Origin of the sequence: Streptococcus oralis, assembly GCF_001579525.1 — a bacterium.
Classification (GTDB): Bacteria; Bacillota; Bacilli; order Lactobacillales; family Streptococcaceae; genus Streptococcus; species Streptococcus oralis_M.
This window is the reverse complement of sequence record NZ_KQ970788.1, coordinates 427,938-445,641: the sequence shown is the minus strand read 5'-3', so window position 1 is coordinate 445,641 and position 17,704 is coordinate 427,938. Positions and strand designations below refer to the sequence as shown.

Sequence of the window (17,704 nt, the reverse complement as noted above, 5' to 3'; positions counted from 1 at the left end):
GAGAAAATCATGTCAAATATTTACGATAGTGCAAATGAACTCAGTCGCGGGTTACGCGAATTACCAGAATACAAGGCGGTTAAGGCGGCAAAAGATGCCATCCAAGCTGATGAACAAGCTAGCAAAATTTTTGCAGATTACCTCGCCTTCCAGCAAGAAATCCAAGTCATGGCGCAAACGGGACAAATGCCAGACGCCTCTTTCCAAGAAAAGATGCAGTCTTTCAGCAAACAAATCCAAGAGAATGCTCTTTTGTCAGATTTCTTTGCCAAACAGCAACAATTGTCCATTTACCTTTCAGACATTGAAAAAATTGTCTTTGAACCTGTTTCAGAATTATTGAAATAGTATTTTATATGTATAAAAGCCAGAAATTTCAAGAATTTCTGGCTTTTTTGTGATAAAATAAGAAAAAGTATTGCAAGTATGAGGTCAACTATGAAACTAAAAACAAACATTCGCCACTTACATGGCAGTATCCGGGTTCCAGGTGACAAGTCTATTAGTCATCGTTCGGTTATTTTTGGAAGTTTGGCTGAGGGAGAAACCAAGGTTTATGATATTCTGCGTGCAGAGGATGTGCTCTCAACCATGCAGGTTTTTCGTGATCTTGGTGTTAAAATTGAGGACAAAGATGGGGTTATTACCATTCAAGGTGTAGGCATGGATGGCTTAAAAGCTCCGCAGAACGCCTTGGATATGGGGAATTCTGGCACCTCGATTCGCCTGATTTCAGGTGTCCTTGCTGGTGCAGACTTCGAAGCAGAGATGTTTGGAGATGATAGTCTTTCCAAACGTCCTATGGATCGCGTGACGATTCCATTGAAAAAAATGGGAGTCAGCATTTCTGGTCAAACAGAGCGAGACTTGCCTCCTCTTCGCCTAAAAGGGACGAAAAACCTAACACCTATTCACTATGAGTTGCCAATCGCCTCTGCGCAAGTCAAGTCTGCCTTGATATTTGCAGCCTTGCAGGCTCAGGGGGGTTCTGTTATTATCGAGAAAGAATGTACTCGCAACCACACCGAAGATATGTTGCAACAATTTGGTGGCCATTTAAGTGTGGATGGCAAGAAAATCACAGTTCAAGGACCACAAAAACTGATCGGACAAAAGGTAGTTGTTCCAGGAGATATTTCCAGTGCAGCCTTTTGGTTGGTCGCAGGTTTGATTGTTCCAAACTCTCGTGTGGTGCTGCAGAATGTAGGCATCAATGAGACGCGTACTGGTATTATTGATGTCATTCGTGCCATGGGAGGAAAACTAGAAATAACTGAAATTGATCCAATCGCTAAATCTGCTACCTTAATTGTCGAGTCTTCTGACTTAAAAGGAACAGAGATTGGTGGAGCCTTGATTCCCCGCTTGATTGATGAATTGCCTATTATTGCCCTTTTAGCGACACAAGCGCAAGGTGTAACGGTCATTAAGGATGCTGAGGAACTCAAGGTCAAGGAAACCGACCGCATTCAGGTGGTGGCAGATGCCTTAAATAGCATGGGGGCGGATATCACTCCTACAGCAGACGGGATGATTATCAAAGGGGAATCAAGACTTCATGGCGCTAGAGTCAATACGTTTGGTGACCACCGAATTGGAATGATGACAGCTATTGCAGCCCTCTTGGTTGCGGATGGAGAAGTGGAACTTGACCGTGCTGAAGCCATCAATACCAGCTATCCTAGCTTCTTTGATGATTTGGAGAGCTTGATTCATGGCTAAGGTATTACTCGGATTTATGGGGGCAGGCAAGTCGACAATCGCTAGAGGATTGGACCCTGACTACATCGATATGGATGCCTTAATCGAGGAACGTTTGGGCATGTCCATTGCGAATTTTTTCACTGAAAAGGGAGAAGATACCTTTCGTCAAGTAGAGTCAGAAGTCCTAGCTGACTTACTAAAAACGGACCGAGTTGTGTCAACTGGCGGAGGAGTTATCATTTCTCAGAGAAATCGCGACTTGCTCAAAACCAATCCTGATAACATCTACCTAAAAGCAGATTTTGAAACCCTCTACCAACGTATCGCAGCTGATAAGGACAATCAGCGCCCGCTGTTTCTAAATAATAGTAAGGAAGAACTAGCAACTATTTTCCAAGAAAGACAAGCTTGGTATGAGGAAGTAGCCAGTCGGGTTTTGGATGTGACCAAGTTAAGCCCAGAGGAAATTATAGAGGAACTGAGATGAAAATTGCCTATCTAGGTCCCAAGGGATCTTTTTCTCACCACGTTGTGCAGACTGCTTTTCCTAATGAGGAATTGCAGGCTTTTGCCAACATCACAGATGTTATCAAGGCCTATGAACAAGGCTTGGTGGATTATTCTGTGGTGCCAGTTGAAAACTCCATTGAGGGAAGTGTGCATGAAAGTTTGGATTATCTTTTTCATCAGGCGGACATTCAGGCTGTTGCAGAAATAGTACAACCTATTCATCAGCAGCTGATGGCAGTTCCTGGTCATACTAAGATTGAAAAGATTTTTTCACACCCTCAAGCTTTGGCTCAAGGAAAGAAATTCATAGAGGAGCACTATCCAGAAGCCAAGCTTGAAGTGACGGCAAGCACAGCCTATGCAGCCCGCTTTATCGCTGAACATCCAGACCAGCCTTTTGCGGCTATTGCGCCTAGAAACTCAGCTGCTGAGTATGGTTTGGAATTGATAGCAGAAAATATCCAAGAAATGGAAGCCAATTTCACTCGTTTTTGGGTTTTAGGGTCTGAGATTCCCACTATCCATATGCAATCACAAACTGAAAAAATGAGTTTGGCCTTAACCTTGCCGGACAACCTTCCCGGTGCCCTTTACAAGGCTCTTTCAACCTTTGCTTGGCGAGGGATTGATTTAACCAAGATAGAAAGTCGCCCCCTTAAAACAGCCTTGGGAGAATACTTTTTCATTATCGATGTGGATTATAGTGCCAAAGAGCTGGTTCATTTTGCCAGACAAGAACTAGAAACAATTGGTATCCAGTACAAGATACTGGGAACCTACCCTATTTTCACTATTAGGGATTTAGGAAAGGAGAACCTATGAGCAAAGAAAGCTCTTTAAGTCATCATGAGCAGTTACGTTATGACTATCTCTTTAAGAATTTTCACTACCTCAATGATCGGGAGCGAAAGGAGTTTGATTACCTGCAGCAAAAGATGACAGGACCCAAGCAAGAGGTTCACCCTTCCTACCAAGAAGAAAAAGAAGAGACTTGGAGTAGCGATATTGATCTTCCGACTTATGGAAATAGAAGTCGGGCTAAGAAACGGGAGAAGGTAGCTCCTCTACCTAAAGTCAAAAAGAAAAAAAGAAGAATTCGCTTCAAACGAATACTGACTTGGTTCTTGCTGTTGATTACATGTGTGGCTGCAGGGATGATTCTCATGTTTCTTCGAGGATTCCAGTCGGCAGCCAATCCAAGCAATAAGCCAGCTGATGCCAAGGCAGCCCAAGTAGAAGTCTTTAATGGTCAGGATACCAAAGATGGTGTGAATATCCTAATCATGGGGACAGATGGCCGTATTGGTCAAAATAGTGCGGAGACCCGTACAGACACAATCATGGTGCTAAATGTCAGTGGTTCGGATAAGAAGATTAAGCTCGTCAGCTTTATGCGTGACAACTTGGTTTATATCGACGGGTATAGTAAGATTGTAAATGGTCAGAAACAAACGGATAACAAACTAAATGTTGCTTATGAACTTGGGGAACAAGAAGGGCAAAAAGGGGCTGAAATGGTCCGCAAGGTTCTAAAAGATAACTTTGATTTGGATATTAAGTACTATGCCCTAGTTGACTTCCAGGCCTTTGCAACAGCTATTGATACCCTCTTCCCTGACGGAGTAACGATTGATGCTCAATTCTCAACATTGAATGGTCAACCTTTGACAGAAGCCACAGTTGGAGACGACCTTCATGCAACAGAGACAGAGTCGCCAACCCAAACTATCAAAGTTGGAAAACAGCAGATGAATGGTTCTACCTTGCTCAACTATGCTCGCTTCCGTGATGATGATGAAGGAGACTACGGACGTACCAAACGTCAGCAACAAGTGATGTCAGCCGTTCTCGAGCAGATCAAAGATCCAACTAAACTCTTTACAGGATCTGAGGCACTTGGAAAAGTCTTTGGCATGACATCAACAAATCTACCATATAGTTTCTTGTTGACCAATGGCTTATCTGTCTTAGAAGGCGCTCAAAATGGCATTGAAAGACTCACCATCCCAGAACTTGGTGACTGGGTAGACGCTTATGATATCTATGGTGGACAAGGACTTCTAGTTGATCAAAATAAATACCAGACCAAACTCGCCCAAATGGGAATGAGATAGAATACTATAAAAAAATCAAAGTTTGAATCACTAGTGAAAAAGTGGTTTAGGCTTTGATTTTTCTTAGTATCTGATGGATTTTTAGGGCTTTTTTATGGTATAATAAAACGATATAACTCGTTATTGGACAGAAGAGGAGAGACATGAGTGATTTGAAAGCGATTCAGGCTCGTAGTCTGGAAATGGCTGAATATTTCGTCGCATTTTGTAAAGAACATGACTTGTTGTGCTATCTCTGTGGTGGAGGGGCTATTGGTGCCCTTCGCAACAAGGGCTTCATTCCTTGGGATGATGACCTAGACTTTTTCATGCCTCGTAAGGACTATGAAAAATTAGTTGACCTATGGCCTCGTTATGCAGATGAGCGTTATTTTTTGTCAAAGAGTCACAAGGATTTTGTAGACCGTAACCTTTTTATTACCATTCGTGATAAGGAAACAACTTGTATCAAGCCTTATCAAAAGGATTTGGATTTGCCACACGGTTTAGCTTTGGATGTGTTACCTTTAGATTACTATCCTAAAAATCCAGCTGAGCGAAAGAAACAAGTCCGTTGGGCCTTGATTTATTCCCTTTTCTGTGCCCAAACTGTCCCAGAAAAGCATGGTGCAGTCATGAAATGGGGAAGTCGCATTTTACTTGGTTTGACACCAAAATCTCTACGTTATCGCATTTGGAAAAAAGCTGAGAAAGAAATGACCAAGTACAGTCTGGCTGAGAGCGATGGAATCACGGAATTATGCTCAGGTCCCGGCTACATGCGAAACAAATACCCGATCGCATCCTTTGAAGACAATCTTTTCTTACCATTTGAAGGAACAGAGATGCCCATACCAGTTGGCTATGATGCCTATCTCAGCACTGCTTTTGGGGACTATATGACACCACCACCAGCGGACAAGCAAGTACCGCATCATGACGCCATTATAGCAGACATGGACAAGAGCTACACAGAGTACAAGGGAGAATATGGAGCATGATGGGAGAAAAAATAAGCGTTATCGTTCCGGTCTACAATGTAGAAGCCTATCTGGAAAAGTGTGTAGAATCCATTTTAAAACAGACCTATACCAACTTGGAAATTCTTCTTGTCAATGATGGTTCGACGGATAATAGTGGAGAACTGTGTGATCAATTAGCTCAAAGAGATCAACGGATTCGTGTCATTCACAAGGAAAACGGTGGCTTGTCTGATGCTCGAAATAGAGGGATTGAAGAGGCAAGTTCTGATTTGATCGGTTTTATCGATAGTGATGACTACATTGACGAAGATATGTATGAGGCTCTTTACCGCCAAATGCTAGAATCCAATGCTGATCTTTCTATGTGTGGACATTATGATGTCTATGACCAAATTCCAGAAAAGCAAGTTGCAACGATTCAGACCTGGGAATTAACTCCCCAAGAGGCCATTAAAATGGTTATGGAAGCTAAAATCCTCTCGGTCACAGCTGTCAACAAACTTTATAAAAAAGAACTCTTTGAACACCTACGATTTGAAATTGGCAAAATAGCAGAAGATGCCTTCATCATGATTGCCTTGATTCATCACTGTCGCAAGGTTGTCGCAACAAATGAGAAGAAATACTACTATGTTCACCGTGAAAATAGTATCACGACTCAAAAATTCTCCTTGAAATTTTTAAACGTTATTGAGGCTTATGAGCAAAACGCGAATATTATAAGAGAGAATTATCCTGAACTAGCAGATGTTGCAACCATGCGTTTAAACTGGGCTTACTTCTATGTATTGGATAGGCTCTTGGTTGATGCAGATTTCAAGGATAGGGTCTTAGAAGACCGTTTGATTGCCTATCTAAAGAAAAACACAAAGAACATTCTTTTAGATAGTCGTTTTACAAGAGCAAGAAAAGTGAGCTTTTTAGCTTTGTGCCTGAGTCGAAAATTATATACGAAAATCTTGCTTGCACAAACTAAGCGTTAGGAGAAACAATGATTTCATTTATTGAAAAAAACTATTTTAAAATCAATCTGCTGTTTTTATCAGTTATATCTTTTTACTGTATGGCAGGCTTGATTGTCCCACTTCAGGCCATTTCGGCCAATAAATTTGTCACTCTTGGCATGACCCTCATGGGTGTTTTGTTGGGACTTTATAATTTCTTTATCAAAAAAGCCTATCTGACTGTCCGAAAAATTGAGTATTTGATTCTCTTTTTTATAATGAATATCCTGACCGCGGTCTTAGTTGTAAAGTATGGATTTTCAACAAACATAAAGAACTTAGTTGTCTTTTTCATCTATTTCTTTGCACTCTACCCTGTCTTTCAGTCTTTCACAGTGAAAAAAGCGCGTGCCCTCTTTGATGTCTTCTTTTCAGTCATCACTGTCGCAAATACCCTAGGTGTTCTTGTCTCAATTTGGCAATTCTTCATGTTGCAAGGTTACCGCGTATTTGATTACAAGGGGTTATTAATCCGCCAAGGATTTGTAGAATCTCGTCTATTTGGGATTCTAGCCAGTCCCAACTATCTCTCTATTATTTCTCTGATGGTGGTTATTTACTTGTGGATGCGCTTGTCAATCTACAAACCAGTTCTTAAAACTCTGGCTATCACATCAATTCTACTTAACTTTGCTTATATTGTACTGTCTGGTTCCAGAACAACCTATATCTGTTTGGTTGTCGTTGCCCTTTTATACGCTTTGATGACGGCTAACTGGACTAAAAAAATCAAGTCACTTCTTACTGTTCTAGTAACTGTAGGTTTGGTATTTGTCTGTTATAATGGTATCAAATATAGTAGCGATATATATTTGAAAGCTCACTCAGCTCAAATCCAAAAGAACCAAGAAAATGGACAAAATGGAGACAACAATCTTTCTCTTGAGAGAACTGACACAAGTGAAGAGAATATCTCCAATAACCGTTTTGCCATTTGGCAGTCAACAGCTTCCTTTATCCCTAGACGTCCTCTGTTTGGATATTCAGGAGGAAACTGGTATGAGTTAGGTAAAGAATATGATGCTTCAGCCTACATCATCAAACAACATTACCTTACTCACAACGGCTACCTTGAGTTGTTATTCTATGATGGTATCACAGGTTTTATCCCTATGGCCATCTTTATGCTTTCCTTCATTGTTTCAAGTCTCAAGAAATATAAAAAAGACCTTCAAGAAGGTCGCCACAATCATGAATTGATTACCATCCTGTTGATGACTGTTGTTATTCTCATCTCTAACTTGTTCTTGAGTTCAACCTTCTATGGAATTTCTCTACAGGGTTGTATCTTGTTTGTGATTTCAGGTTACTATTTCTCTGTTCTCTATAAAAAAAGAGACGGCTATAGAAAACTAGATGAAGCGGAGATTAAAGAAGTTGAACTAGGTGTCATGGATTATATCCACAATCTCTGTCAAAAAGAGAATATCAACTATTCACTAGCTTATGGAACCTTGCTGGGAGCAGTGAGACACAAGGGTTACATTCCTTGGGATGACGATATTGATATCTCTTTGAAACGCGATGAATACGATAAATTGTATCAAGCTATTTTGCAAGATAATGACCCTGTCTACAAAGTGGTTTCCTGGGAAAATGACGCTCGCTACCCTTACCCATTTTATCGAGTCTATGATGCGCGAACTGTCTATGATAACAACTATATCGACAATGATATTGATTTAGGAATTTGTGTGGACGTTTTCCCATTTGACTATTATGCTGATGTTAACAAGGACATGGTAAAACTGGATACTTACCGTCGTTTATCAGTCTATACCCTTTATGGCATCCATAATAAGAATGCGAAACTCAAGAATATCATCAGATATCTACTTGTACTTGTATTCCGTTTGACTCGCGTCAAAACTTGGAACCGTAAGATGAACATCCTATCTATGCGAGAAAAAGATGGAGACTTCATTGATTACCTCATGGAGAACAAAAGGATTTCTACGAAATTTGACAAGTCCTTCTTGGATACGACGATTGATAGTCCATTTGAAGATAGAGTTTACAAAATTCCTGAAGCCTATCAGCCAATCCTTTCTGCCATCTACGGAGATGACTTTATGGAAATTCCTCCTCTAGAAAAACGAGTGAAGCATGATGACTTCCTCGCTTATATAAAGGAGGGATAGAACGTGTTACAATGGTTAAAAAGAAGTTTAGCCAGTCTCTTAGGAGATAAGAAAGACCTGGTTAAAAACCTACCAATTATCAAAAATTTAAATCAAAAAGCCAATATCGACTTGGATTCAAAGAGAAGCAATTTGCTCAAAGAAAACTTTGAAGATATTCTAAAGGCCATCTATCAATCTAATCTGAAATCCTATGATATCTGGTTAGATTTTGGAACTTTACTTGGTTTCTACAGAGAAAATGATCTGATTCCGCATGATTTAGATATGGACTTTGGGATTATTATCCCAGACTACGAAGCCTTTTTAAGGGATGAGAAAGTTCTTTTTGAGAAAGGCTTTGTCAGAACAAAAGAGTTCTATTACAATGATAAACTTGTAGAATTATCCTATAGTTACAAGGGCCTCAATGTTGATTTTATTGTCTATGATAAAAAAGAGGGAAGCATTTCCTCAGACACTATTTTCTACATGACAAACGCCTTGGGAAATCCTACAAGATATGAAGTCTACAACTATGAATTGCCGTTTGCAGCACTTACTGAATGTAGTTTTAAAGAGATTCTAGTAAAAGTTCCAGAAAATACAAGAGAATACATCAGCCACTTGTATGGGGAGGATTTTGAAATTCCTAATACTCATTACAACTGGAAAGAAAATCCAATTTACAAACAAAGAGATGCTAGCTTGGCTAAGGTCCTTTTGGCGAAATCTCTTTAGTAATATAGAAAAGAGGGGATGTTGAAGTTCTTCCTTGTTAACTCTAGTCCCTTTTCTAGTGTGACAATCAGGCTTCTCCTTCCCTCTTTTTGTCTTATATTGACGGAAAGAAGCTAGAAAAGTTACTACCAGGATGAATCTTCCATCCTAGCTTCCGCTATCAAAGAAAGAAGTGGTTTATATGAAAAAGAAACAGATAAAAGAAACCCTTGTATTTACTTCCCTAGTCTTGTTGCTTGTCTTTGGACTATTTACACCAGCAGTTCAGGCAGATGCTTCAAGCAACCGAATCCATTTTATCAATACCAAAGGAGTATCAGGAAGTGATGCCATCATTCTTGAGAGTAATGGTCATTATGCCTTGATTGATATGGGTGAAGACTATGATTTTCCAGATGGAAGTAATCCACGATATCCAAGTCGTGTAGGAATTAGTACAAACAATGAGTATGTATTAGAGGACAGACTGTTCAGACATATGCAACAGCTCGGTATTAAGAAACTTGACTTTATTCTAGGAACCCATGTCCATAGTGACCATATTGGATCTGCGGATGAAGTTCTGAAACGTTATCCTGTAGACAGATTTTATCTAAAGAGATACTCAGATGAGCGCATCACATCAAAATGGCGATTGTGGGACAATCTTTTTAATTATGACAATGCTGTCAAGACAGCTCTAGAGCGTGGCGTAACTCTTGTGCAAGACATCACTGAGAAGGAAAGTCACTTCACTTTAGGTGACATGGATATTCAGCTATATAACTATAAAAACGAATATGACAGTGATGGCAAACTCAAGAGAGTTTATGATGATAATTCCAATTCGATTGTGGCAGTGGTTACTGTAGCGGGTAAAAAGATTTATCTCGGTGGTGACTTGGATAATGCTGAGGGGGCAGAGGATAAGTTAGGTCCTGAAATTGGTAAAGTGGATATGATGAAATGGAACCATCATTATGATGCCCACATTTCAAATACGATTCCTTTCTTAGACTCCCTATCTCCTAGTATGGTGGTACACACATCCGCAGCAGAAGCCAATCTTGCTACAACTAGAGACTATCTTAAGAAACATGGGATTGAGGTAGTACATGCTTCTAGCCAGACCAAGGATGCAACAGTCTTTACAATTAGCAGAAATGGTTTTACAAATGTGTCCGATTCACTACCTAATATTCCTACTGTTAGTGAAAGATGGTATAAAGAAGATGGTTACTGGAAGTATCGCTTGTCTGATGATCAGATGGCTATTGGTTGGCAACGAATTGATGGGGTTTACTATTTCTTCAATGGTAAGGGACAAATGCAGGCTAATAAATGGCTTCATTTAGTTGATGAAAGAGAAAAGATTGAGGGCAACTGGTATTATCTAAATAGTGATGGTAAAATGCAGGAAGCTGGTTGGTTTAAACAAGATGGTCTTTGGTATTACATCACATCAAGTGGGGCAAGAAGTTACAGTCAGTTAGTTGAAATTGATGGTCAGAAATATCTATTTGACAAAGAAGGTAAGATGCTGACAGGTCTTCAGGTTTATAATGGTAAGAAGATGGTCTTTGCTAGTACTGGTGCCCTGCAGTCGGAAGGAAAAGCATCGTCTTGGCAAAAAATTGCTTCAAATTGGTACTATTATGATGAGGATGGTATTCTAACTGTTGGTAAAAAAGACATCAAGGGCACAACTTATTACTTTGACAAAGAAGGTATCATGCAAACTGGCTGGGCCTTTGTTGATGGTCACTGGAACTATTTTGCAAGTTCTGGAGCTATGAAAACCGGTTGGGTCAAGGATCAGGAAACATGGTATTATCTGGATAAAGATGGCAACATGTTAACTGGCAGACAAGATATAAATGGTGCTCGTTACTATTTGAATGCTAGTGGTGCAATGCAGACTGGCTGGAAGTGGCAAGACAATAGCTGGTACTTCTATACGAACTCAGGTGCTATGAAAACTGGTTGGTTGAAAGATAAAGAATCATGGTATTATTTGGATCCAGAAACTGGTATCATGGCTGTAGGATCTAAAGAGATTGACGGTAAAAACTATTTCTTCAGCTCTGCAGGTACTATGCAAGTTGGATGGCAGTGGTCAAATGATTCTTGGCATTACTACGCTACGTCTGGCGCACTCCAAACTGGTTGGTTGAAAGATGGTGATGCCTGGTATTATCTTGAAGGTAAAGAAGGAATTATGTTAATCGGCCTCCATCAAGTAGATGGTAAGCAATATTACTTTAGCAAATCTGGTGCCATGCAAACTGGCTGGAAATGGTTTGATAATCATTACCGTTACTTTGAATCAAATGGAGTCATGAAAACTGGTTGGATAAAAGACAAAGGCGTCTGGTATTATCTAAATCCTGAAGATGGCATCATGTTGGTTGGCCTTCATAAAGTAAATGGTGATCATTATTACTTTGATGAATCAGGAGCTATGCAGAAAGGTTGGAAACAGCTTGATGGTAATTGGTACTATTTCCAAGCTGATGGTTCTTTGTTGAAGAACGCAACAACACCTGATGGTTATAAAGTAAACGAAGAAGGAATCTGGAAACAGGCTGTTGCTGCTGTAAATAGCGATGCAGTCAAGCCAGAACAGAAACAAGAAGCTAATTCCTCTATTGTTGAACAAGAAAAACAAGATTCAAATCTAGAAGCCAACGCTTCTGATAAGAAAGAAAAAGAATAAAGAAGAAATCCCCTACTGACAACTAATTTATCAGTAGGGGATTTTTTTAATTTCGTTTTAATTTAGCAAGTACAAGGTTCAGTGCATAGTGGAGTGTTTTGTCTTTGGTGATAAAGAGGGTCAAGAGGTAATAGATACCACAAGTTGCTACGGTAGACAGAACCATGAGAATCATATTGAAGTTGACCGTATAAGAGTTGATTTGGAAAAGAAATTTAAACGCAAAATAGATAGGGATGAATCCAAGGGATACAATAGTGTAACGTGTCAGAGTAGCAAAGATTTCTTTCAAATCAATCAGTTGGTGTTTCTGGATAAAGCGTATTTCCAGGAGAACGACGATAGTCTCTGCAAGAATAGTTGTAGCGATATAGTACTCAGGTGCAAAAATATTATTGAAATACAAGATGCTATTTAATAGTATATTGGCGCCACCACCAAGGAAGTAAAAGGCAGTCAAACGATTTTCGTGGTCATTGATAAAGATAATTTGTTTACCAAGGATCAACTCAATGGCCCAGATGATGGTACGGAAGGCGAAGACACTAGTCACAATACCAGCTTCGAGGTATTTTTCAGAAGAGTAGATAACTGCTGCGTAGTTTCCTAATACTATAATCCCAATACTAGTTGGAATGATGAGGAAGTAAAAGAGAGCAGCTCCTTGATTCAGAAGATTTTTATAAGAATCGTAGTCTTTCTTACCGAGATAGTAGCCAAGTCGTGGAATGCTGACGTTGATAGCTCCACTTAAGACACTGGCAATCAACATAACGATGCTAGAAGCAATAGTGTAATAAGAAATGTAGTTTTCATCTGGTCCCTTGGTGATAAACATTCTATCAAGCAAGGTATAGAGCATGTTAGCATTCGCTAAGAGTAGCATGGTCAAGAGCGGTTTAGATGCTTTGATTAATTCCACAAGACCAATTTTGACAAAGGAAACTTCTCTCTTGATCCAAAGAAAACTGAGCAGGTAGTTTAGGATAGTGGTTGCACTCATGACGATGGCATAAGGAACGATATCATCTGCAGTTTTAACAAAGGTGAAGATAGCGACCAGCATGGCAATCCGGATGATCAATGTCTTATAGAGGATGAAGGCATAATTTTCATAAGCCTCGTTCATCCATTCGATATTGAGAAATTGGAAGAGTGCTTGGGCCCCTAGGATGTAGTAGAGGACCTTCAGATTCTCAATGCTGGTGTCAAAGAAGATAATGAGGAAGTAGATACCTGTCGTCAGGAGAGAGGTGAAAACCGAGATATAAAACAACTTAGAAAAGACGTAGTTGATTTTATTCTTGTCATCCTTGACCTTGCTAATAGCTCGAATCCCGTAGTTGTATATTCCAAAGGCAGCTAGTGGAATAACGAAACTTGCCCAGGTATTGGCCGTATTGAAATAACCGTAGTTGGATTTGCTGAGAATCCGCGTCAGATAAGGATTGGTTATCAGTGGAAAAACGATATTGAGAATATTGACCAGCAAGCTGGCCAAGGCATTTACTTTTATATTTTTCATTGAACTTTCTTTCTTAAATCTAAAATCATATCTAGTATTATATCACATTCTCGCTTCATTCTTTTGATAAAATCGTAAAAATCTAGTATAATAGATAGACTGAAAGTATGAGGTTACTAGATATGAAGATGAAACAAATTAGTGATACAACACTGAAAATCACGATGACTTTAGATGATTTGATGGATCGTGGAATGGAGATTGCAGACTTTCTCGTTCCTCAGGAAAAAACCGAAGAGTTTTTCTATGCTATTTTAGATGAGTTAGAGATGCCAGACAATTTCTTGGATAGTGGCATGCTAAGTTTCCGCGTGACGCCAAAACCTGATAAGGTCGACGTCTTTGTGACCAAGTCCAAGATTGACCAAAATTTGGATTTTGAAGATTTGGCGGACTTACCAGACATGGAAGAATTAGCCCAAATGTCGCCAGATGAATTTCTCAAAACCTTGGAAAAGAGCATTGCAGATAAGACCAAGGACGATATTGAGGCTATCCAATCTCTAGAGCAGGTCGAAGCAAAGGAAGAAGAGCAAGAGCAGGCAGACAAGGAGACTGAGAGTAAGAAAGAACCTTATATCTACTATATCCTGCGCTTTGCAAGCCTTGCTGACTTAGTTGCTTTTGCAAAGACGGTTAACTACCAGATGGAAACCTCTGAACTCTATAAGATGAATGGACACTATTATTTGACAATCTTAGTTGATGTGGAAAATCATCCAAGTCCATATCCAGCCTGGCTCTTGGCTCGTATGCGTGAGTTTGCAGACGACAGTGACATCAGTCGTTCAGTCTTGCAAGAGTATGGGCAAATATTGATTAACCATGACGCAGTTCTCGGTCTGCAAAAGATTCGTTCATAATTTTTAAAATCAATTTTCATTTATCAAGAAAGACGAATCATGGGATTCGTTTTTCTTTACTAGACTGAAATAGTGATTTACTATAATAGGAATTTTCACAAAATTCTGTTATAATGGCTATATCAGAAAATTTCTAGGAGACAAACATGACAGTTAAAATTGCTTTACTTGGATTTGGTACCGTTGCAAGTGGTGTGCCATTCCTCCTAAAGGAAAATGGAGAAAAAATCGTTCAGTCAGCTCATTCGGAGATTGAAGTAGCTAAGGTATTGGTCAAGGATGAAGATGAAAAGAACCGCTTGCTTGCAGCAGGAAATGACTTTAACTTTGTAACCAATGTAGATGATATTTTAGCAGACAAGGACATTACTATCGTAGTGGAATTGATGGGGCGTATCGAACCAGCTAAAACCTTTATCACTCGTGCCTTAGAAGCTGGGAAACACGTTGTTACTGCTAACAAGGATCTTTTGGCTGTCCATGGCGCAGAATTGCTAGAAATCGCTAAAGAGCACAATGTGGCACTATACTACGAAGCAGCTGTTGCTGGTGGGATTCCAATTCTTCGCACTCTAGCAAATTCGTTGGCTTCTGATAAAATCACGCGCGTTCTTGGTGTCGTTAACGGAACTTCTAACTTCATGATGACCAAGATGGTCGAAGAAGGCTGGTCTTATGATGATGCTCTGGCTGAAGCGCAAAGACTAGGATTTGCCGAAAGCGATCCTACAAATGACGTGGATGGGATTGATGCAGCCTACAAGATGGTGATTTTGAGCCAGTTTGCTTTTGGTATGAAGGTTGCCTTTGACGATGTAGCCCACAAGGGAATCCGCAACATCACGCCAGAAGACGTAGCTGTAGCCCAAGACCTTGGCTATGTAGTGAAATTGGTTGGTTCTATCGAGGAAACTCCTTCAGGTATTGCTGCAGAAGTAACGCCAACCTTCCTGCCTAAAGCACACCCACTTGCCAGCGTGAATGGGGTAATGAACGCTGTTTTTGTTGAATCCATCGGTATCGGTGAGTCTATGTACTACGGACCAGGTGCGGGTCAAAAACCAACTGCAACAAGTGTTGTAGCGGACATTGTCCGTATCGTTCGTCGTTTGAATGATGGTACCATTGGTAAAGACTTCAACGAATATAGCCGTGACTTGGTCTTGGCAAATCCAGAAGATGTTAAAGCTAATTATTACTTCTCAATCCTAGCTCCTGACTCAAAAGGTCAGGTCTTGAAACTAGCTGAAATCTTCAACTCTCAAGATATTTCCTTCAAGCAAATCCTCCAAGACGGAAAAGAGGGTGACAAGGCGCGTGTAGTGATTATCACTCATAAGATTAATAAAGCACAACTTGAGAATGTTTCAGCTGAGTTGGCCAAAGCTTCAGAATTTGACCTCTTGAATACCTTCAAGGTGTTAGGAGAATAGGATGAAGATTATTGTACCTGCAACCAGTGCCAATATCGGGCCAGGTTTTGATTCGGTCGGTGTAGCTGTAACCAAGTATCTTCAAATTGAGGTTTGTGAAGAACGGGATGAGTGGTTGATTGAACACCAGATTGGCAAATGGATTCCACATGACGAGCGTAATCTCTTGCTCAAGATTGCCTTGCAAATTGCGCCTGACTTGCAACCGAGACGCTTGAAAATGACCAGTGATGTTCCCTTGGCGCGTGGCTTGGGCTCTTCCAGCTCGGTTATTGTTGCTGGAATTGAACTAGCCAACCAACTGGGCAAGCTCAACTTATCTGACCATGAAAAATTGCAGCAGGCGACCAAGATTGAAGGACATCCTGACAATGTGGCTCCAGCTATCTATGGAAATCTCGTTGTTGCGAGTTCTGTTGAAGGGAAAGTATCAGCAATTGTGGCTGACTTCCCAGAATGTGATTTCCTAGCCTACATTCCCAACTATGAATTGCGTACCCGAGATAGCCGCGGTGTCTTGCCTAAGAAATTATCCTACAAGGAAGCTGTTGCAGCTAGTTCTATCGCCAATGTGGCGGTTGCAGCCTTGTTGGCAGGAGACATGGTGACAGCTGGCCAAGCGATTGAGGGAGACCTCTTCCATGAGCGCTATCGTCAGGAACTAGTGAGAGAATTTGCGACGATTAAGCAAGTAGCCAAAGAGAATGGTGCCTATGCAACCTACCTCTCTGGTGCCGGGCCGACAGTTATGGTTTTGGCTTCTCATGATAAGATGCCCAAAATTAAAGCTGAATTGCAAAAGCAGTCTTTTAAAGGTAAACTTCATGATTTGAAGGTTGATACCCAAGGTGTCCGTGTCGAAACAAAGTAAAGAAATAGAAGATAGGATGGGGAAAGTCTTGATTAAAGGGCTTCCTATCCTTTTTTTGAAAAGAAGTTTATACACAATGAAAATCAAAGAGCAAACTAGGAAGCTAGCCGCCGGTTGCTCAAAACACTGTTTTGAGGTTGCAGATAGAGATGACGTGGTTTGAAGAGATTTTCGAAGAGTATTAGTTAAAAACTTGATAAAGGAGAAATAAAGATGGCAGAAATTTATCTAGCAGGTGGTTGTTTTTGGGGTTTAGAGGAATATTTTTCACGTATTTCTGGAGTGCTAGCAACCAATGTTGGCTACGCTAATGGTCAAATCGAAACGACCAATTACCAACTACTCAAGGAAACAGACCATGCAGAAACAGTTCAAGTGATTTATGATGAGAAAGCAGTGTCACTTCGAGAGATTTTGCTTTATTATTTCCGTGTCATTGATCCCTTATCAATCAACCAACAAGGAAATGATCGTGGTCGCCAATATCGAACGGGAATCTATTATCAGGATGAAGCAGACTTGCCAGCTATCTACACAGTGGTGCAGGAGCAGGAGCGTATGCTGGGTCGAAAGATTGCAGTAGAGGTGGAGAAACTTCGCCACTACATTTTAGCAGAAGACTACCATCAAGACTATCTCAAGAAAAATCCTTCCGGTCACTGTCATATCGATGTGACCGATGCTGAGAAGCCATTGATTGACGCATCTAACTATGAAAAGCCTAGTCAAGAAGTGTTGAAGGAAAGCCTAACTGAAGAGTCTTACCGTGTTACCCAAGAAGCTGCTACAGAGGCTCCATTTACCAATGCCTATGACCAAACCTTTGAAGAAGGGATTTATGTAGACATCACGACGGGTGAGCCACTCTTTTTCGCCAAGGATAAGTTTGCCTCAGGTTGTGGTTGGCCAAGTTTTAGTCGTCCGATTTCTAAGGAGTTGATTCACTATTACAAAGACCTGAGTCATGGAATGGAGCGAATCGAAGTTCGTTCTCGGTCAGGCAATGCTCACTTGGGTCATGTTTTCACAGATGGACCTCAGGAATTAGGTGGCCTGCGGTACTGTATTAATTCTGCATCCTTGCGCTTTGTAGCCAAGGATGAGATGGAAAAAGCAGGATATGGCTATCTATTACCTTACTTAAACAAATAAAACGGAGATG

The 17,704-nt window shown here is 40.5% G+C and carries 15 protein-coding genes; 14 read left to right on the top strand and 1 reads right to left on the bottom strand.

Annotated elements, in window-relative coordinates:
- The first annotated feature begins 9 nt into the window (after nt 1–9).
- From SORDD25_RS02170 to SORDD25_RS02125, 10 genes are all read left to right on the top strand, one after another.
- A complete protein-coding gene (locus tag SORDD25_RS02170; RefSeq protein ID WP_000065973.1) occupies nt 10–348 on the top strand; it encodes a YlbF/YmcA family competence regulator in 339 nt (112 codons plus the stop codon).
- A gap of 90 nt (nt 349–438) precedes the next feature.
- Nucleotides 439–1,722 carry a 3-phosphoshikimate 1-carboxyvinyltransferase gene (gene aroA, locus SORDD25_RS02165; protein WP_061852454.1) on the top strand — a complete coding sequence of 428 codons (1,284 nt, stop codon included), beginning with the start codon at nt 439–441 and terminating at the stop codon, nt 1,720–1,722.
- On the top strand, nt 1,715–2,191 hold the full coding sequence (locus SORDD25_RS02160) for a shikimate kinase (RefSeq protein WP_061852453.1): 477 nt from the start codon (nt 1,715–1,717) through the stop codon (nt 2,189–2,191). Before aroA ends, SORDD25_RS02160 begins: the two co-directional genes overlap by 8 nt.
- On the top strand, nt 2,188–3,036 hold the full coding sequence (pheA, locus tag SORDD25_RS02155; protein WP_061852452.1) for a prephenate dehydratase: 849 nt from the start codon (nt 2,188–2,190) through the stop codon (nt 3,034–3,036). The genes SORDD25_RS02160 and pheA overlap by 4 nt, the downstream gene beginning before the upstream one ends.
- Entirely contained in the window at nt 3,033–4,328 is a 1,296-nt protein-coding gene (locus SORDD25_RS02150) for an LCP family protein (RefSeq protein ID WP_061852451.1), read from the top strand. Before pheA ends, SORDD25_RS02150 begins: the two co-directional genes overlap by 4 nt.
- A 143-nt stretch (nt 4,329–4,471) precedes the next feature.
- On the top strand, nt 4,472–5,308 hold the full coding sequence (locus tag SORDD25_RS02145) for a LicD family protein (RefSeq protein WP_061852450.1): 837 nt from the start codon (nt 4,472–4,474) through the stop codon (nt 5,306–5,308).
- The gene (locus SORDD25_RS02140) at nt 5,305–6,273 is read left to right on the top strand and encodes a glycosyltransferase family 2 protein (RefSeq protein WP_193750108.1); all 969 of its coding nucleotides are present in this window, start codon (nt 5,305–5,307) and stop codon (nt 6,271–6,273) included. The genes SORDD25_RS02145 and SORDD25_RS02140 overlap by 4 nt, the downstream gene beginning before the upstream one ends.
- An 8-nt stretch (nt 6,274–6,281) precedes the next feature.
- A complete protein-coding gene (locus SORDD25_RS02135; protein ID WP_061852449.1) occupies nt 6,282–8,435 on the top strand; it encodes a LicD family protein in 2,154 nt (717 codons plus the stop codon).
- Between the two features lie 3 nt (nt 8,436–8,438).
- A complete protein-coding gene (locus tag SORDD25_RS02130; protein ID WP_061852448.1) occupies nt 8,439–9,155 on the top strand; it encodes a LicD family protein in 717 nt (238 codons plus the stop codon).
- Nucleotides 9,156–9,336: 181 nt separating this feature from the next.
- Nucleotides 9,337–11,850: an MBL fold metallo-hydrolase gene (locus SORDD25_RS02125; protein WP_061852447.1), complete on the top strand. Its 2,514-nt coding sequence runs from the start codon at nt 9,337–9,339 to the stop codon at nt 11,848–11,850.
- A 46-nt stretch (nt 11,851–11,896) separates the two neighbouring features.
- On the opposite strand, the gene SORDD25_RS02120 is transcribed toward SORDD25_RS02125, so the two are convergent.
- Nucleotides 11,897–13,375, bottom strand: a complete 1,479-nt coding sequence (locus tag SORDD25_RS02120; RefSeq protein ID WP_061852446.1) for an oligosaccharide flippase family protein — start codon at nt 13,373–13,375, stop codon at nt 11,897–11,899.
- Between the two features lie 122 nt (nt 13,376–13,497).
- Here SORDD25_RS02120 and mecA point away from each other — a divergent pair, with 122 nt between their 5' ends.
- From mecA to msrB, 4 genes are all read left to right on the top strand, one after another.
- On the top strand, nt 13,498–14,238 hold the full coding sequence (mecA, locus tag SORDD25_RS02115; protein ID WP_000782704.1) for an adaptor protein MecA: 741 nt from the start codon (nt 13,498–13,500) through the stop codon (nt 14,236–14,238).
- A 146-nt stretch (nt 14,239–14,384) separates the two neighbouring features.
- Nucleotides 14,385–15,671: a homoserine dehydrogenase gene (locus SORDD25_RS02110; RefSeq protein ID WP_061852445.1), complete on the top strand. Its 1,287-nt coding sequence runs from the start codon at nt 14,385–14,387 to the stop codon at nt 15,669–15,671.
- A 1-nt stretch (nt 15,672) separates the two neighbouring features.
- Complete coding sequence (gene thrB / locus SORDD25_RS02105; protein ID WP_061852444.1) at nt 15,673–16,542, top strand: homoserine kinase; 870 nt, start codon at nt 15,673–15,675, stop codon at nt 16,540–16,542.
- A 213-nt stretch (nt 16,543–16,755) separates the two neighbouring features.
- Complete coding sequence (msrB, locus tag SORDD25_RS02100; protein WP_061852443.1) at nt 16,756–17,694, top strand: peptide-methionine (R)-S-oxide reductase MsrB; 939 nt, start codon at nt 16,756–16,758, stop codon at nt 17,692–17,694.
- Nucleotides 17,695–17,704 lie beyond the last annotated feature (10 nt).

Coding starts and splice junctions, on each gene's coding strand:
- SORDD25_RS02170 (WP_000065973.1), top strand. CDS start 10: ATGTCAAATATTTACGATAGTGCAAATGAACTCAGTCGCGGGTTACGC.
- SORDD25_RS02150 (WP_061852451.1), top strand. CDS start 3,033: ATGAGCAAAGAAAGCTCTTTAAGTCATCATGAGCAGTTACGTTATGAC.
- SORDD25_RS02120 (WP_061852446.1), bottom strand. CDS start 13,375: ATGAAAAATATAAAAGTAAATGCCTTGGCCAGCTTGCTGGTCAATATT.
- mecA (WP_000782704.1), top strand. CDS start 13,498: ATGAAGATGAAACAAATTAGTGATACAACACTGAAAATCACGATGACT.
- SORDD25_RS02160 (WP_061852453.1), top strand. CDS start 1,715: ATGGCTAAGGTATTACTCGGATTTATGGGGGCAGGCAAGTCGACAATC.
- SORDD25_RS02145 (WP_061852450.1), top strand. CDS start 4,472: ATGAGTGATTTGAAAGCGATTCAGGCTCGTAGTCTGGAAATGGCTGAA.
- msrB (WP_061852443.1), top strand. CDS start 16,756: ATGGCAGAAATTTATCTAGCAGGTGGTTGTTTTTGGGGTTTAGAGGAA.
- SORDD25_RS02140 (WP_193750108.1), top strand. CDS start 5,305: ATGATGGGAGAAAAAATAAGCGTTATCGTTCCGGTCTACAATGTAGAA.
- aroA (WP_061852454.1), top strand. CDS start 439: ATGAAACTAAAAACAAACATTCGCCACTTACATGGCAGTATCCGGGTT.
- SORDD25_RS02135 (WP_061852449.1), top strand. CDS start 6,282: ATGATTTCATTTATTGAAAAAAACTATTTTAAAATCAATCTGCTGTTT.
- SORDD25_RS02110 (WP_061852445.1), top strand. CDS start 14,385: ATGACAGTTAAAATTGCTTTACTTGGATTTGGTACCGTTGCAAGTGGT.
- SORDD25_RS02125 (WP_061852447.1), top strand. CDS start 9,337: ATGAAAAAGAAACAGATAAAAGAAACCCTTGTATTTACTTCCCTAGTC.
- thrB (WP_061852444.1), top strand. CDS start 15,673: ATGAAGATTATTGTACCTGCAACCAGTGCCAATATCGGGCCAGGTTTT.
- pheA (WP_061852452.1), top strand. CDS start 2,188: ATGAAAATTGCCTATCTAGGTCCCAAGGGATCTTTTTCTCACCACGTT.